Origin of the sequence: Pectobacterium parvum (genome assembly GCF_020971565.1) — a bacterium.
GTDB classification, from domain to species: Bacteria; Pseudomonadota; Gammaproteobacteria; order Enterobacterales; family Enterobacteriaceae; genus Pectobacterium; species Pectobacterium polare.
Genome location: NZ_CP087392.1, coordinates 3,699,349 through 3,715,385, shown reverse-complemented (window position 1 = coordinate 3,715,385; position 16,037 = coordinate 3,699,349). Strand labels below are relative to the sequence as shown.

General features: G+C 50.1%; 17 protein-coding genes and 4 tRNA genes. 17 read left to right on the top strand and 4 right to left on the bottom strand.

From position 1 onward, the window contains the following. Window positions 1-20 precede the first annotated feature (20 nt). The 12 genes from recA (at window position 21) to luxS (ending at window position 9,353) form a co-directional block, all read left to right on the top strand. Window positions 21-1,094 carry a recombinase RecA gene (gene recA, locus LOZ86_RS16745; RefSeq protein WP_039483907.1) on the top strand — a complete coding sequence of 358 codons (1,074 nt, stop codon included), beginning with the start codon at window positions 21-23 and terminating at the stop codon, window positions 1,092-1,094. A 45-nt stretch (window positions 1,095-1,139) separates the two neighbouring features. Further along, on the top strand, window positions 1,140-1,634 hold the full coding sequence (recX, locus tag LOZ86_RS16740) for a recombination regulator RecX (protein ID WP_039483909.1): 495 nt from the start codon (window positions 1,140-1,142) through the stop codon (window positions 1,632-1,634). 137 nt (window positions 1,635-1,771) lie between these two features. Further along, window positions 1,772-4,399, top strand: coding sequence for an alanine--tRNA ligase (gene alaS / locus LOZ86_RS16735; RefSeq protein WP_230242471.1), 2,628 nt, complete (start codon window positions 1,772-1,774; stop codon window positions 4,397-4,399). Between the two features lie 324 nt (window positions 4,400-4,723). Continuing rightward, entirely contained in the window at window positions 4,724-4,909 is a 186-nt protein-coding gene (gene csrA / locus LOZ86_RS16730; RefSeq protein ID WP_005972168.1) for a carbon storage regulator CsrA, read from the top strand. A gap of 294 nt (window positions 4,910-5,203) precedes the next feature. Further along, window positions 5,204-5,296, top strand: a tRNA-Ser gene (locus LOZ86_RS16725). A gap of 8 nt (window positions 5,297-5,304) precedes the next feature. After that, a tRNA-Arg gene (locus tag LOZ86_RS16720) sits at window positions 5,305-5,381 on the top strand. 71 nt (window positions 5,382-5,452) lie between these two features. Further along, window positions 5,453-5,529 (top strand) — tRNA-Arg (locus tag LOZ86_RS16715). Between the two features lie 52 nt (window positions 5,530-5,581). After that, window positions 5,582-5,658, top strand: a tRNA-Arg gene (locus LOZ86_RS16710). 398 nt (window positions 5,659-6,056) lie between these two features. Beyond that, complete coding sequence (gene yqaB, locus LOZ86_RS16705) at window positions 6,057-6,623, top strand: fructose-1-phosphate/6-phosphogluconate phosphatase (protein WP_039514161.1); 567 nt, start codon at window positions 6,057-6,059, stop codon at window positions 6,621-6,623. Beyond that, window positions 6,620-7,048 (top strand): YqaA family protein, encoded by a 429-nt coding sequence (locus tag LOZ86_RS16700; RefSeq protein ID WP_039483917.1) that lies wholly within the window; start codon window positions 6,620-6,622, stop codon window positions 7,046-7,048. Before yqaB ends, LOZ86_RS16700 begins: the two co-directional genes overlap by 4 nt. An 82-nt stretch (window positions 7,049-7,130) precedes the next feature. Continuing rightward, on the top strand, window positions 7,131-8,684 hold the full coding sequence (gene gshA / locus LOZ86_RS16695; RefSeq protein WP_039483919.1) for a glutamate--cysteine ligase: 1,554 nt from the start codon (window positions 7,131-7,133) through the stop codon (window positions 8,682-8,684). 153 nt (window positions 8,685-8,837) lie between these two features. Continuing rightward, window positions 8,838-9,353, top strand: a complete 516-nt coding sequence (gene luxS / locus LOZ86_RS16690) for an S-ribosylhomocysteine lyase (protein WP_014916315.1) — start codon at window positions 8,838-8,840, stop codon at window positions 9,351-9,353. A gap of 69 nt (window positions 9,354-9,422) precedes the next feature. Here luxS and LOZ86_RS16685 read toward each other — a convergent pair whose 3' ends face one another. Next, window positions 9,423-10,217 (bottom strand): cytochrome C assembly family protein, encoded by a 795-nt coding sequence (locus LOZ86_RS16685; protein ID WP_039483921.1) that lies wholly within the window; start codon window positions 10,215-10,217, stop codon window positions 9,423-9,425. A gap of 170 nt (window positions 10,218-10,387) precedes the next feature. Here LOZ86_RS16685 and ffh point away from each other — a divergent pair, with 170 nt between their 5' ends. From ffh to rplS, 5 genes are all read left to right on the top strand, one after another. After that, window positions 10,388-11,749: a signal recognition particle protein gene (ffh, locus tag LOZ86_RS16680; RefSeq protein ID WP_039483922.1), complete on the top strand. Its 1,362-nt coding sequence runs from the start codon at window positions 10,388-10,390 to the stop codon at window positions 11,747-11,749. A 157-nt stretch (window positions 11,750-11,906) separates the two neighbouring features. Further along, window positions 11,907-12,155, top strand: coding sequence for a 30S ribosomal protein S16 (gene rpsP / locus LOZ86_RS16675; protein ID WP_010285998.1), 249 nt, complete (start codon window positions 11,907-11,909; stop codon window positions 12,153-12,155). 18 nt (window positions 12,156-12,173) lie between these two features. After that, window positions 12,174-12,722, top strand: a complete 549-nt coding sequence (gene rimM / locus LOZ86_RS16670; RefSeq protein ID WP_039483924.1) for a ribosome maturation factor RimM — start codon at window positions 12,174-12,176, stop codon at window positions 12,720-12,722. A 38-nt stretch (window positions 12,723-12,760) separates the two neighbouring features. Beyond that, window positions 12,761-13,516, top strand: coding sequence for a tRNA (guanosine(37)-N1)-methyltransferase TrmD (gene trmD, locus LOZ86_RS16665; protein ID WP_039483926.1), 756 nt, complete (start codon window positions 12,761-12,763; stop codon window positions 13,514-13,516). Between the two features lie 63 nt (window positions 13,517-13,579). Beyond that, the gene (gene rplS / locus LOZ86_RS16660) at window positions 13,580-13,927 is read left to right on the top strand and encodes a 50S ribosomal protein L19 (RefSeq protein WP_039483928.1); all 348 of its coding nucleotides are present in this window, start codon (window positions 13,580-13,582) and stop codon (window positions 13,925-13,927) included. A gap of 161 nt (window positions 13,928-14,088) precedes the next feature. Here rplS and LOZ86_RS16655 read toward each other — a convergent pair whose 3' ends face one another. From LOZ86_RS16655 to LOZ86_RS16645, 3 genes are all read right to left on the bottom strand, one after another. Beyond that, window positions 14,089-14,307, bottom strand: coding sequence for a DNA-binding transcriptional regulator (locus tag LOZ86_RS16655; protein WP_103161059.1), 219 nt, complete (start codon window positions 14,305-14,307; stop codon window positions 14,089-14,091). A gap of 87 nt (window positions 14,308-14,394) precedes the next feature. Beyond that, a complete protein-coding gene (locus LOZ86_RS16650) occupies window positions 14,395-15,555 on the bottom strand; it encodes a phage late control D family protein (protein WP_103199360.1) in 1,161 nt (386 codons plus the stop codon). After that, on the bottom strand, window positions 15,552-16,037 hold the full coding sequence (locus LOZ86_RS16645; RefSeq protein ID WP_103161057.1) for a phage tail protein: 486 nt from the start codon (window positions 16,035-16,037) through the stop codon (window positions 15,552-15,554). Before LOZ86_RS16645 ends, LOZ86_RS16650 begins: the two co-directional genes overlap by 4 nt.

Genomic DNA, 16,037 nt, shown 5'->3' with positions numbered 1-16,037 from the left:
GCCGCATGACAGGAGCAGAAATGGCTATTGATGAGAACAAACAAAAGGCACTTGCGGCAGCACTGGGCCAAATCGAAAAGCAATTTGGTAAAGGTTCTATCATGCGGTTGGGCGAAGATCGCTCAATGGATGTTGAAACCATTTCTACAGGCTCTTTGTCCCTGGATATCGCACTGGGCGCCGGTGGTTTACCGATGGGGCGTATCGTTGAGATTTATGGCCCAGAATCTTCCGGTAAAACAACGCTGACTTTACAGGTTATTGCTGCCGCTCAGCGTGAAGGCAAAACGTGTGCGTTTATCGATGCTGAGCATGCGCTGGACCCGATTTATGCGAAAAAACTTGGCGTAGATATCGATAACCTGCTGTGTTCTCAGCCGGATACCGGCGAGCAAGCGTTGGAGATCTGTGATGCGCTCACGCGCTCTGGCGCTGTTGACGTTATCATCGTCGACTCCGTTGCGGCATTGACGCCGAAAGCAGAAATTGAAGGTGAAATCGGCGACTCCCACATGGGGCTGGCTGCACGTATGATGAGCCAGGCTATGCGTAAACTGGCGGGTAATCTGAAGCAAGCGAATACGCTGCTGATCTTCATTAACCAGATTCGTATGAAAATCGGTGTGATGTTCGGTAACCCTGAAACCACCACTGGTGGTAACGCACTGAAGTTTTACGCCTCCGTTCGTTTGGATATTCGTCGTACTGGCGCTATCAAGGAAGGCGAAGAAGTTGTCGGCAGCGAAACCCGCGTGAAAGTCGTGAAGAATAAAGTGGCAGCGCCGTTCAAACAGGCTGAATTCCAAATCCTGTACGGAGAAGGCATCAATATCCACGGTGAGCTGGTTGATCTGGGTGTGAAACACAAGCTGATCGAAAAAGCCGGTGCCTGGTATAGCTATAACGGCGACAAGATCGGTCAGGGTAAAGCGAATGCCTGTAATTTCCTGAAAGAGAACCCGACGATTGCTGCGGAACTGGATAAGAAATTGCGTGAAATGCTGCTGCACAAAGGCAATGAACTGACGCCAGCCGCTGCTGGAAATAGCCGTGACGAAGATGAACTCGCTGGTGAAGGTAACGAAGAATTTTAATGGTGGCTGAATTATCGCCGACAGAGCACTTCAGCGGGTAGATGGATGAATAAACCATTACGCTATGCGATGAATGTGCTTTCTGTTCGCGATTATAGTGAAACCGAAATACGCCGCAAATGTGCGGCGTATTTATATAAGTCAGAAAGTGCAAAAGCAGAAGATGAAGCAGACGAAGCCACAGCCAGCGCTGCGGCAGAAGATGTGGAAGCGGCTATTGCGTACTGCAAGGAACATGGTTGGCTGGATGACGAGCGCTATGCTCGCCGCTATATCAGCAGCCGGAGCCGCAAAGGCTATGGTGCCCAACGAATCAAAATGGAGCTAAGCCAGAAAGGAATCGATAAAACGACGTTAGCCACGGCATTAAACGAGAGTGATATCGATTGGTGTGCGCTGGCGAAATCGGTTGTGGAACGAAAATTCGGGCACCCTCTGTCCGATGAATGGAAAGACAAAGTCAAACATCAGCGATATCTGCTCTATCGTGGCTTCTTTCATGAAGAAATCCAGTCAATTTATACGAATTTTTCAGATTGAACGCACACGGGATTTTACTTCCCATCGAAGAAAATTTATCTTATTCCCACTTTTTGTTCGTGAGTTGCTCGGTAACGTCAGCATGCTGGACTAACCTTGCCCGCGATCTGTTCTTCTAGCTTGATTCCAGGACAATTATGAGCAAGAGCACCGCTGAGATCCGTCAAGCGTTTCTCGATTTTTTCCACAGTAAGGGACACCAGGTTGTTGATAGCAGCTCTCTGGTGCCGAACAACGATCCGACATTGTTATTCACCAATGCGGGTATGAACCAGTTCAAAGATGTGTTCCTCGGTCTGGATAAACGTAGCTATGTCCGAGCGACAACCTCGCAGCGTTGCGTTCGTGCCGGTGGTAAACATAATGACCTGGAAAACGTAGGTTATACCGCACGCCACCACACCTTCTTTGAAATGCTGGGTAACTTCAGCTTCGGTGATTACTTCAAGCATGATGCGATTCGCTATGCGTGGGAATTGCTGACGTCTCCTCAGTGGTTCAATCTGCCGAAAGAAAAACTGTGGGTAACGGTATACGCAACTGATGATGAAGCCTACGACATTTGGGCTGATGAAGTTGGCGTACCGCGCGAAAGAATTATTCGTATTGGTGATAACAAAGGCGGACCTTACGCCTCTGATAATTTCTGGCAGATGGGCGAAACGGGGCCGTGTGGTCCATGTACCGAGATTTTCTTCGATCACGGTGAGCACATCGCAGGTGGCCCGCCGGGAAGCCCTGATGAAGACGGCGATCGCTATATCGAAATCTGGAATCTGGTGTTCATGCAGTTCAACCGTCAGGTTGACGGCACAATGTTGCCACTGCCAAAACCTTCCGTTGATACCGGTCTGGGGTTAGAACGCGTTTCTGCTGTTTTGCAGCACGTCAATTCAAATTATGACATTGATTTGTTCAAAACGCTGATTGAGGCGGTAGCGAAAGCCGTCGGAACGACGGATTTAACCAATAAATCGCTGCGTGTTATCGCCGACCATATCCGCTCTTGTGCGTTCCTGATTGCCGATGGCGTGATGCCATCTAATGAAAACCGTGGTTATGTTCTGCGCCGTATTATCCGCCGCGCTGCGCGCCACGGTAACATGCTGGGCGCTACGGATGCTTTCTTCTACAAACTGGTTGCACCGCTGATTGAAGTCATGGGGCCAGCCGCAGAAGAATTGAAAAAACAGCAGTCTGTGGTTGAGCAGGCGCTGAAGACGGAAGAAGAGCAGTTTGCCCGCACGCTGGAACGCGGCTTGTCTCTGCTGGACGAAGAAATTAAAAACCTGAAAGGGGATACTCTTGATGGTGAAACGGCCTTCCGCCTGTATGACACCTATGGCTTCCCTGTCGACCTCACTGCGGATGTGTGCCGTGAGCGCGGCCTGAAAGTCGATGAAGAAGGTTTTGAAGCTGCGATGACGGCTCAGCGCCAGCGTGCACGTGAAGCCAGCGGATTTGGCGTAGATTACAACAGCCTCATCCGTGTAGATGAAAACACACCGTTCTGCGGCTATGAAAAAACGCAGCAGCAAGCGAAGGTTATTGCGATTTATCACAATGGAAACGCGGTTGATCAGATTGCGGCAGGTGATGAAGCGGTTGTGATTCTGAACGAAACGCCATTCTATGGTGAATCCGGTGGTCAGGTTGGTGATCAGGGTGAACTGAAAAATGCGGGCGTCAGCTTTGCCGTTCAGGATACCCAGAAATACGGTCAGGCAATCGGCCACGTCGGTAAACTGACTCAGGGTACGCTGCGTGTTAACGACAGCGTTGATGCAAATGTTGATAGCCAACGTCGCGATCGCATTCGTCTGAACCACTCTGCGACGCACCTGCTACATGCTGCGCTGCGTCAGGTTCTGGGCGATCACGTTGCACAGAAAGGCTCTCTGGTTAACGATAGCTATCTGCGTTTTGACTTCTCACATACGGAAGCGATGAAACCTGAGCAGATTCGTCAGGTTGAAGATATCGTTAACGCGCAAATCCGCCGTAACCTTACCGTGCAAACGGATGTCATGGCGCTGGATGATGCGAGAGCGAAGGGCGCAATGGCGCTGTTCGGCGAGAAGTACGACGACCATGTCCGTGTTCTGACAATGGGTGATTTCTCCATTGAACTGTGTGGCGGCACGCACGCAAGCCGTACCGGTGATATTGGCCTGTTCCAGATCATTTCTGAATCAGGCACTGCTGCCGGCGTGCGTCGTATTGAAGCGACCACAGGTGAGAATGCGCTGTCTGCACTGCATCGCCAAAGTGATGTTTTGCAAGACATCGCGCAACTGCTGAAAGGGGATAGTCACAACCTGACGGATAAGGTACGCTCTGTTCTGGATCGTGCCCGTGCGTTGGAGAAAGAGCTTCAGCAGTTGAAGGCTCAGCAAGCAGCACAGGAAAGCTCGTCGCTGTCTGGAAAAGCAAAAGAGGTTAACGGTGTGAAGTTGCTGGTTACGCAACTGGACAACGTGGATCCTAAGCTGCTGCGCACGATGGTTGATGACCTGAAGAATCAGCTTGGATCTGCTGTTATCGTTCTTGGAACGGCGGCAGAAGGTCGGGTTAGTTTGATTTCTGGTGTAACGAAAGATCTGACTGACCGTGTAAAAGCCGGTGAACTGATTGGGTTTGTTGCCCAGCAGGTTGGCGGTAAAGGCGGTGGTCGCCCAGATATGGCTCAGGCCGGTGGCTCAGACGTGTCTGCACTGCCTGCTGCGCTGGCAAGCGTTGAATCTTGGGTTGCTGCTAAGCTGTAAAACGACAGATAACGTTTTATTCGTGTTATCCGACAAAACGCCATAACTTTCTGGTTGTGGCGTTTTTGTCTGCGGAAAAGGATCCGGCAAGCAGGATAGAAAGTGTGTTACCTTCAGATATTCTGAAGCTTTACATGCTCAGTCCTGTTGTTGTGATAACAAAAGCACAAGCTACTGATATCGACTAAACTAACAAGTAGTGACAAACCGGAGTGTGATGGTGTGGTTATACCATCGTCTAGGTTTACGTTTTCACGGCACATGATGGATAATGGCGGGGAGACAGAGAGACCCGACTCTTTATAATCTTTCAAGGAGCAAAGAATGCTTATTTTGACTCGTCGAGTTGGCGAAACCCTCATGATCGGCGATGAGGTAACGGTTACCGTATTAGGAGTGAAAGGCAACCAGGTGCGTATTGGTGTTAATGCGCCTAAAGAGGTTTCTGTCCACCGTGAAGAGATCTATCAGCGTATTCAGGCCGAAAAATCTCAACCAACGTCATATTGATTGACAATGCGTCTCGTGTTCGCGGGACGCAATTGTTATTTCCGGCTTTTCCCCCACACAATTATCGATATATCCATTTTTACTGTGCGCTTCCTTTGGCAAGGTAACCGCCTGTTTTACTGTCGATAAAATAGACTTTTTGTTGTGAAAGTGCGCGTCTTGGATGCGAATTGTTCAAACGAACGCAAGGTGGGAAAAATTGTTTGACTTATAAGTCTGGGAAAGTAATATGTGCGCCACGCAGTACCGGTGAGCACTAACAAGAAGTTCTTAGTAGCAAATCAGGTAATGTAAGGTGAGGTGGCCGAGAGGCTGAAGGCGCTCCCCTGCTAAGGGAGTATGCGGTCAAAAGCTGCATCGAGGGTTCGAATCCCTCCCTCACCGCCATTTAATATGCATCCGTAGCTCAGCTGGATAGAGTACTCGGCTACGAACCGAGCGGTCGGAGGTTCGAATCCTCCCGGATGCACCATTAAATACTGCCTTTGCAAGGCAAGTAGTATTAGTGAAAGCAAGTTTTGTCGCAGATGAAGAATTACTAATGCATCCGTAGCTCAGCTGGATAGAGTACTCGGCTACGAACCGAGCGGTCGGAGGTTCGAATCCTCCCGGATGCACCATTCTTAAGTATCTCGTTTAATTGCTCACCCCATTGTTTCTGCACCACACTCTGCATCCGTAGCTCAGCTGGATAGAGTACTCGGCTACGAACCGAGCGGTCGGAGGTTCGAATCCTCCCGGATGCACCATATTTCGATGTAAATAGAATCCCAGTGTTGTTTTTTTCCTTAGCACGAATCGATAAGCATAATCTTGCTTTAGCTACAGCCCGAAGTGCTAAGCAAACCAGATGATTTTCTCCGATGCCTCATTTCTGTTTTACCCAACTACTCTTTATCATATTGTTAGCGCTATAGCGGCACTGCCCTTTATTTTGCTGATATCAGAACGATATTTTTCTCATCACGTCCGTGTATTCATTCTTACCTCTCCCTTGCCTACATATTGAGATCGAGCCGACGAGTCAATGAAGGCTGTCTTACTACTCTGGGGGTAATAACCTGTTTTTTATAAGGTTATTGAGTAAGCGACAACGTTTTCACTTTACGATAAAGTAAGCTCTCTTTTCAGTGATCATGGAGTCATGATGTACGATCGCTATCAAGGGCTGATCTTTGATATGGATGGCACCCTGCTTGATACCGAACCAACGCACCATAAAGCGTGGGATCAGGTTCTTGCCCGATATGGTATGAGATATGATGCCAGTGCCATGACAGCATTGAACGGCTCGCCCACCTGGCGTATTGCACAGCGTATTATCGACAGTCATCAGGCCGATATTGATGCTCACCAACTCGCGGCGGAAAAAACCGCTGTTGTTGAGGAAATGCTGCTGGATACGGTAAAACCACTGCCGCTGATTGATGTTGTTAAGCACTATCGCGGACGGCGTCCTATGGCAGTTGGCACAGGTAGCACGCATGGCATGGCTGATAGATTGCTAACGCATTTGGGGTTGCATGATTATTTTGATGCAATCGTTGGGGCTGATGATGTTATTCAGCATAAGCCTTTCCCCGATACCTTTCTGCGTTGCGCTGAGTTGATTTCTGTCGCACCGGAACACTGTATCGTGTTTGAAGATGCAGACTACGGTATTGAAGCCGCTAAACGCGCTAACATGGCCGTGGTTGACGTCCATACATTGTGAGTGAGTTCTGGGCTGTTTTTTCTCTTTTCTGGAGTAGCCTGCTCAGTGCAACACTGTTGCCTGGCAGTTCAGAAGTGCTGCTGGTAACGTTATTGCTTGCTGACAGCGCAAAGCCCTACCTGTTGGTCGCTGTGGCAACGGTAGGAAATACGCTGGGTGGGTTAACAAATATTTTTATAGGGCGCTTACTCCCTCAGCCAAAACAACAAGCTGGGTATTCGGTGGCCATGCGCTGGTTACAGCGCTATGGCTGCGCTGCGTTGTTATTTAGCTGGGTGCCGGTAGTAGGCGATTTATTGTGCGTGTTAGCGGGTTGGCTACGCATGCCCTGGGTGCAATCGGCGGTTTTCATCGGTATTGGAAAAGCGCTGCGGTATATCGTATTGACGGGTATAACGTTACAGGGGATGGCGTGGTGGTCTTAACCAGATTGCAATGCGAACTGGTGAGTGCTGCTGAGTTTCAATTATGCTTACAACCATTACATTTTAACAACGGGAGGTCGATTTGATCCCGGACATTTCAGAAGCACTTTCTTGGCTGGAAAAACACCCACTGGCAGTGAAGGGTATTCAGCGTGGAATTGAACGCGAAACATTGCGTGTAACAGCAAACGGACATCTTGCTACGACTGGGCACCCCGAGATATTGGGTTCGGCGTTGGCACACCCGTGGATTACGACAGACTTTGCAGAAGCGCTGTTAGAGTTTATTACGCCGGTCGATAAAGATGTCGATCATCTGCTGACGTTTCTGCGTGATATTCATCGTCACGTTTCCCGCAATCTGGGCGATGAGCGGATGTGGCCACTGAGCATGCCGTGCTTTATCGACAGCGAGCAAAATATAGAGCTGGCACAGTATGGCTCATCAAATATTGGGCGCTTCAAAACGCTTTATCGTGAAGGGCTGAAAAACCGCTATGGCGCGTTGATGCAGACTATTTCCGGCGTGCATTATAACTTCTCTCTTCCTCTGTCATTCTGGCAGGCACGAGAAGGAGTGACTGATGCAGAAAGCGGGAAAAAAGCGATATCTGCGGGATACTTCAGACTGATCCGTAACTATTACCGCTTTGGCTGGGTGATACCTTATCTGTTTGGTGCTTCTCCGGCGATCTGTTCTTCTTTCCTTAAAGGCCGGGAAACCGCACTGCCGTTTGAGCGTACGGAAAAAGGCATGCTTTATCTGCCTTATGCGACCTCTCTGCGTCTCAGTGATTTAGGCTATACCAATAAATCACAGAGCAATCTGGGGATTACGTTTAACGACTTGGATACCTATGTCGCTGCGTTAAAACGCGCGATAAAAACGCCATCTGAGGAGTATGCTCGGGTTGGTATGAAGAAGGATGGTCGTTATCTACAATTGAATACGAACGTTTTGCAGATTGAGAACGAGCTTTATGCGCCGATTCGTCCGAAGCGTGTGACGCGTGCGGGTGAAACGCCATCTGATGCCTTGTTGCGTGGCGGAATCGAATATATCGAAGTGCGTTCACTGGATATTAATCCTTTCTCTCCGACCGGGGTGAGTGAAAGCCAGGTTCGTTTCCTGGATTTATTCCTGATCTGGTGTGCGCTGGCAGATGCGCCTGAAATGAGCGCTGATGAGCTACTGTGTACGCGTAAAAACTGGAATCGAGTGATTCTGGAAGGACGTAAACCAGGGCAAACGGTGGGTATGCGATGTGAAACCATCCAGCAGCCAATTGCTGAGGTGGGAAAATCTCTGTTTGCGGATTTACGTCGCGTTGCGGAAGTGCTGGACGCGGAAAACAATCAACCACACTATCAGCAGGTATGCGATGAGCTGCTTGTCGGTTTTGACGATCCAGAAACGACGTTCTCTGGTCGACTATTAACGTTGATGAAGCAAGAAGGCAATGGTAGCGTGGGGCTGAATTTAGCGGAAGAATACCGCAAAATGCTCAGCAGCGAGCCGCTGCAGGTGTTGACGGAAGAACAATTGGCTGCTGCGAGCGAGAACTCCTGGCAGCGTCAACGTCAGATTGAGTCTGAAGATACGATGAATTTTGACGACTATCTGGCAACGCATTAAAAAGAAAAGGCCACAGAAACTGTGGCCAAATAAACATCTCTAATAGGGATGATGATAATAAATGCGCGTCTTTCAGTAAGTCAGACTCGCATAAAAAGGAAAAGTTCTCGGAAACGAGAAAAAATGAATTTTTTTCTTTGAGGAGGTGAAATTATGCCGTTATTAGACAGCTTTACCGTTGACCATACTCGTATGGCCGCACCCGCAGTTCGGGTTGCTAAAACCATGAAAACCCCTCATGGCGACAATATCACGGTATTTGACCTGCGCTTCTGTCGTCCGAACATTGAAGTCATGCCAGAGCGTGGCATCCACACGCTAGAGCACCTGTTTGCTGGCTTTATGCGCGATCATTTAAACGGTGATGGCGTTGAGATTATCGACATTTCTCCGATGGGATGCCGTACGGGCTTCTACATGAGCCTGATTGGCACACCGGATGAGCAACGCGTTGCTGATTCCTGGAAAGCGGCGATGGCGGACGTTCTGAAAGTGACTGATCAGCGTAAAATTCCTGAGCTGAACGAATTCCAGTGTGGCACCTATGAGATGCACTCACTGAAGGAAGCGCAGGACATTGCTCAGCACATCGTTGATCACGATATTGGTATCAACCAAAATGACGATCTGGCACTGCCGAAAGATAAATTGGCTGAGCTACATATCTAGTTTGTTGGATATGCGCAGATAAAAAAAGAGAACCGAAAGTGGGTTCTCTTTTTTTGTTCTCGGAACGCGTCAGACTGCGAGGAAGTGCTGTATAACCCTGCTGCCGAAGTAGGACAGCGTCAGCATCAGTGCGCCGATCAGGCTGAACCAGACGACGCGCCGTCCCCGCCATCCTTCATGGTAATGTCCCCAGAGCAGCAGAATATAGATGAACCAGGCAAACAGGGAGAACACGGCTTTGTGTAGGTTCTCTTTGTTATCGATCAGGTCATCCATATAAAACAAACCGGTACAGAGCGTTAGCGTGAGCAGGATGACGCCAATCTGCGTGATGTGAAACATCTTACGTTCAATGCCCATCAGCGGCGGCATGTCAGCGGCAAACCCCAGCTTTTTATTCTTGAGCAGATAATCAAGCCAGGCAAGCTGGAGCGCATAAAGTGCCGCAATCAGCAAGGTTGCATAAGAGAAAAGTGCCAGACCGATATGGATCATCAAACCCGGTGACGCTTCCAGATGCGTAATAAATTCACTCGGCATGAAGCTGGCGAAGGCCAGATTGATCAGCGCAAAGGTGTAGACGATAGGGAGAATAAACCAGCCGCGATCGCGCGCGGCGACAATTGTCATAACCGTACAGATGATGAGACTGACCAGCGAGCCGATATTCAGCAAGCTAAGGTTTTGGCCGACCTGAACATCGAAAATGCGTTGATAGAGCGCCACTGCATGACAAATTAGCGCAGCGCTGGCCGAGAGTATTGCCAGCCGACGATATGCACTGTTCTTGCGCAGCAGACTGGGGATAATCAGTCCGAGGCTGAGTGTGTAGGCGACAAGCGCCACAATAGCGAAAACAGACATACAGATTAGGTTATTAAATATCAACTAGGTAAAATGAAGAATCAGTATAGCGTTAGTCGTCGCGGGCACCAACAGTTCTCCGTCAGCAGCGCTGAGATCGTTCCCGCTTTTGTGTATAATCTCTTCCATTCGTGTCGCGCTGGCGGCCTGTCTTACGTTGAGCATGAGATATGTTTGAAAATTTAACCGATCGACTCTCGCGCACATTGCGCAATATCAGCGGCCGCGGGCGGTTGACTGAAGACAACATAAAAGAAACGCTACGTGAAGTGCGTATGGCATTGCTGGAAGCCGACGTCGCGTTACCTGTGGTACGTGATTTTATCAATCGCGTGAAAGAGCGTGCTGTCGGGCATGAGGTCAATAAAAGTCTTACGCCGGGCCAAGAGTTCGTCAAGATTGTTAAAAATGAACTCGTCAGCGCAATGGGTGAAATCAACGCCGAGCTGAATCTTGCCGCGCAACCCCCTGCGGTTGTTCTGATGGCCGGTCTGCAAGGTGCGGGTAAAACGACCAGCGTGGGCAAGCTGGGTAAATTCCTGCGCGAAAAGCATAAGAAAAAAGTGCTGGTGGTTTCAGCTGACGTTTATCGCCCTGCGGCGATTAAACAGTTGGAAACGTTGGCAGAGCAAGTGGGTGTCGATTTCTTCCCGTCAGACGTCCAGGAAAAACCCCTTGCTATCGTAGAACGGGCGTTACAACACGCTAAGCTGAAGTTCTACGATGTCCTGTTAGTCGATACCGCGGGTCGTCTCCACGTTGACGACGCGATGATGGACGAAATCAAGCAGGTTCATGCGGCGATTAAGCCGGTTGAAACGCTGTTTGTGGTAGATGCCATGACGGGGCAGGATGCGGCGAATACGGCGAAAGCCTTTAATGAAGCGCTGCCGCTGACCGGTGTGATCCTCACCAAAATTGATGGTGATGCCCGTGGCGGTGCGGCGTTGTCTATCCGCCATATTACTGGCAAGCCAATTAAATTCCTCGGTGTCGGCGAGAAAACCGAAGCGCTGGAGCCGTTCTACCCTGAGCGCGTTGCCTCGCGAATTCTCGGTATGGGCGATGTGCTTTCACTGATTGAAGATATTGAAAGCAAGGTCGATCGCACACAGGCAGAAAAGCTTGCTAATAAGCTGAAGAAGGGCGATGGGTTTGATTTGACCGATTTCCTAGACCAGCTCAAGCAGATGCGCAACATGGGCGGCATGGCAAGCATGATGAGCAAAATGCCGGGCATGGGCCAACTGCCTGATAATGTTAAGTCACAAATGGACGACAAGGTGCTGGTGCGTATGGAGGCGATCATTAATTCGATGACGCGTCAGGAGCGTGCCAAACCTGAAATTATTAAAGGGTCGCGTAAACGTCGTATCGCGCAAGGTTCCGGCATGCAGGTACAGGACGTGAACCGTCTTCTGAAACAGTTCGATGATATGCAACGAATGATGAAGAAGATGAAAAACGGCGGTCTGGCGAAAATGATGCGCGGTATGAAAGGGATGATGCCACCTGGATTCCCGAGGCGTTAATCACCGAAATCGATGGTGTAGAGAAACTCTTGGCGTGATTATACGCTTTAGATTGCTTTTTGCGCCAAAATGAGTAAAATTTTCGGGCTTTTTATATGACATACTGGGCTCCGTTCCTCGATGGAGCCCAGTTGTTTTATTCACTAAAGAGGATGTTATGGTAACAATTCGTTTGGCACGTGGCGGCGCGAAAAAACGCCCCTTCTATCAAGTAGTCGTGACCGATAGCCGCAATGCGCGTGATGGTCGTTTCATCGAGCGCGTAGGTTTCTTCAACCCAATCGCATCTGGTCAAGCAGAAGCCCTGCGTCTGGATCTGGACCGTATCGAGCATTGGCTTGGTCTGGGTGCAACTGTGTCTGATCGCGTATCTTCGCTGATCAAAGACGCTAAAAAAGCAGCATAACCTGTTGCGGTGGTGATAATGAGCAATCAACTCAGCCCTAAACCTCCCGTTAACCCGATTGTGATGGGGAAGATAGGGTCGGCATATGGCATCCGAGGTTGGCTCAGAGTGTTTTCATCCACCGAAGATGCCGAGAGCATTTTTGATTATCAACCTTGGTTCATCCAGAGTAAAAGCGGTTGGCAGCTTGTCGAGATTGAAGGCTGGAAGTATCACAATCAGGACCTAATCATCAAAGTGAAAGGTGCTGATGATCGTGATGCGGCTAATTTACTGACCAATTGTGAAATTGTCGTAGATTCGTCACAACTGCCCGACCTGGGTGAAGGTGATTATTACTGGAAGGATCTTATTGGCTGTCAGGTCGTGACCGTAGCCGGTTATGAGTTAGGTAAAATCATCGACATGATGGAAACCGGCTCGAACGATGTGATGGTAATAAAGGCCAACCTGAAAGATGCCTTCGGAGTCAAGGAACGGCTGGTTCCGTTCCTCACCGAACAGGTTGTTAAGCGCGTCGACCTTTCTGCTCAAACTGTTGAAGTAGATTGGGATCCTGGTTTTTGAACTCTGAATCGACCAGTAGTATCCAGCGGAACGAGACTATGTGGATTGGGGTGATTAGCCTGTTTCCAGAGATGTTCCGTGCGATTACTGATTACGGAGTCACTGGCCGGGCAGTTAAAAATGGCCTGCTGAACGTACAGTATTGGAGTCCTCGTGATTTCACTTACGATCGGCATCGCACCGTGGACGATCGGCCTTATGGCGGCGGCCCCGGAATGCTGATGATGGTGCAACCTTTACGGGATGCGATCCACGCAGCAAAAGCAGCGGCAGGCGAAGGCGCGAAAGTGATTTATTTATCACCTCAGGGCCGTAAATTAGATCAGCAAGGCGTACATCAACTCGCTACGAACCAGAAAATGATTCTGGTCTGTGGACGGTACGAAGGGATTGATGAGCGCGTAATTAAAACCGAAATTGATGAAGAATGGTCGATCGGCGATTACGTACTCAGCGGTGGGGAACTGCCAGCGATGACCCTGATTGACTCCGTTGCCCGCTTTATACCGGGCGTTCTGGGACATCAGGCTTCAGCAGAAGAAGATTCTTTTGCAGATGGATTGCTGGACTGCCCTCATTTCACTCGCCCTGAAATACTGGAAGGCATGGACGTTCCGGCAGTGTTATTGTCTGGCAACCATGCGGAAATACGTCGCTGGCGATTGAAGCAGTCGCTGGGCCGAACCTGGCTTAGAAGACCTGAACTTCTGAAAAGCCTAGCTCTGACTGACGAGCAAACAAGGTTGCTGGCTGAATTCCAACGTGAATATCAGTCTGAGCAACAAGAGTATTAGGTGGTTACGCCGGTTTGACCTGGCGAACCCAACTATCAGTTTACCTAGGGTAAGAGACATATTATGAGCAACATTATTAAGCAAATCGAAGACGAACAAATGAAGCAGGACGTACCTGCATTTCGTCCGGGTGATTCCGTAGAAGTGAAGGTATGGGTTGTTGAAGGCAGCAAAAAACGTCTGCAGGCATTCGAGGGCGTGGTTATCGCTATTCGTAACCGCGGTCTGCATTCTGCATTCACTGTTCGCAAAATTTCTAACGGCGAAGGCGTGGAGCGTGTATTCCAGACTCACTCTCCGGTTATTGACAGCATTACTGTTAAACGTCGTGGTGCCGTGCGTAAAGCCAAACTGTACTACCTGCGTGAGCGTACTGGTAAGTCTGCTCGTATCAAAGAGCGTCTTAACTAAGATAGCGCTTTCGCAACATCCGAATGTTGTTATTTTTCAAGAGCCTAGCGCAAATGCTAGGCTTTTTTTTATCTAAGTGGCGGCAAAGTGGCGGCAGAGAAAAAGCAGTGGCGACAGATAGGCAAAAGAAAACCCGCTTTCGCGGGCTTTAGGTTGCTGTGTTAAATCCAGAGTGTTCCCTGATTTGACCGATCAGGGTGTGGCGGGACGGGCTTAACATCGCCCGGCGTCATAATAATATCCGCGATGGTTTCCATTGACTTGAATGTGCAACCGCAGTTGATATTCTGGCACTGGTGATAACGCTCTTTTGTCTTGTTCGTAATGTAGCGGCTGGATCTCGCGTGCGCTGCATTTTGGCAGAGTGGGCAATGCATCATTTCGTAAATCGCCTTATCGTCCTGTCTGGTTTATATCGTCAATCATATCACTTTATTCGATTTTTCAAATATTGATTTGAAAATGAATTACTGTTCACTTCCCTCATACTCAACATCAGACAGCAGCACTTCCAGCTCCAGTGCGGTAATGTAGCCGTTATTACTCAAACTGTGCGTCACTTTTGAGATTGTCCATTCCTGTTCGTCGATCACCTGTTTGAATCCGCTCACCTGAACCGGCGTTTCCGGGAACAGGTCGGCGCGTCCCATTGCCAGCGTAATAGAAAACTCCGCGACACCACGTTGTAGCTTGTCCCACTTCGCCTGTGCAGCGCGCGTGGCCTGTGCTTTAGTCGCAAAAACCGTGGTCAGCGCCAGCACGTTTTCATCCGTGCCAACCAGATAATCCCCCTCACGGGCTTCTGGCTCCTTCTTTGCCTTTTTCGCTTTAGGGTGTGTCTTCTGGGGTTGTGGCCCCTGATGTAATAGCACTTTTTTCTGACGTTTTACCTTTACCGTTTTGGGCTTTTCAGGCTGCGGCTCTTTGGTATGCAGCCAGCTTGCCGTGACGCCCGTGTACGCGCCCCGGTCAGCCAGACTAAAACTGTGCTGATCGCCGTCGCTGCGTTCAATAATCTGCTGCGGGATGGGCTTGCCGCTGGCCGTCTTCCCCGTTCCGGGACGGATAAACAGCAAACGCCCGGCTTTGATCGCCACGATTGCCCCGTTGCGCTCAGCCAGCCGGGTAATAAATACCGCGTCGGTTTCCTGCGTCTGGTCGATGTGCGGAATTTTTATCCCCGCGAATCCGTCAGCCAGCATCGGCGCAAGGTTGTTACGCTTCGCCACCTGTTCAACAATCGCCCCCAGTGTGGTGTCGTGATACGACAGCTCACGCCGCGAATTCAGCGACCCGCGAAAATCAGCACTCCGCGCTCGGATTGTCAGCGTATCCGGCGTGCCACGATGTTCTATTTCATCCACCGTAAAATCACCTTTACCGATCAGCGCTTCACCTTCCCAACCCAAAAACACCGACAGCACCGCGCCCCGGCGGGGTAATTGCAACAGCCCGTCGCTGTCGTCCAGCTCGATGTCGAGCTGGTCGGCCTCAAAGCCTCGGTTATCCGTCAGGCTCAGTGATAGCAGGCGCGGACTGATAGCGGTTGTAATGTCCTGCTCATTGAGGCGCAGCAGGTACGCCGGGGCGATTTTGCTGCCTGCGCGAACGTTCAGCGGGTTAATCATGCGAATAACCCCCCAATGGCGGATTGCGCCCGGTTAGCCATTTCCCCGGCGCTGCCGATCAATCCCTCCGCCTGCTGGCGTAAATCGCCCAGCATCGCAGACAGCGACGAGTCGACGCGGGTTAACGTGATAGTAAACTCAATCCGCCGGGCGCGGCCATCGGTGAAAAAATCGGTTTTCGTCTGGCTGATACTGTTCACCACAAACACGCCGTAAATGGTGCCGCTACCCTCAATCAGCGGCCATGCGCGTCCCTGATCGGCCATCGTCTCCAGCATCAACAATGACAGCGTGCCGCCTGTGATTTCCGGCAGCAGCTCCCCTGACAGCGTGATTTTCTCATCTTCAATGCCTAAGAACTGCAACGCCGGGCGCTGGCCGACGCGACTGTTTGACGGCCAGCGGTAATCAACGTTGCGCTGCATGTTCTGGTAAGGCAGGGTCTGGAGCTGGAACACAAACAGCCCTAACGTGAGCATCAT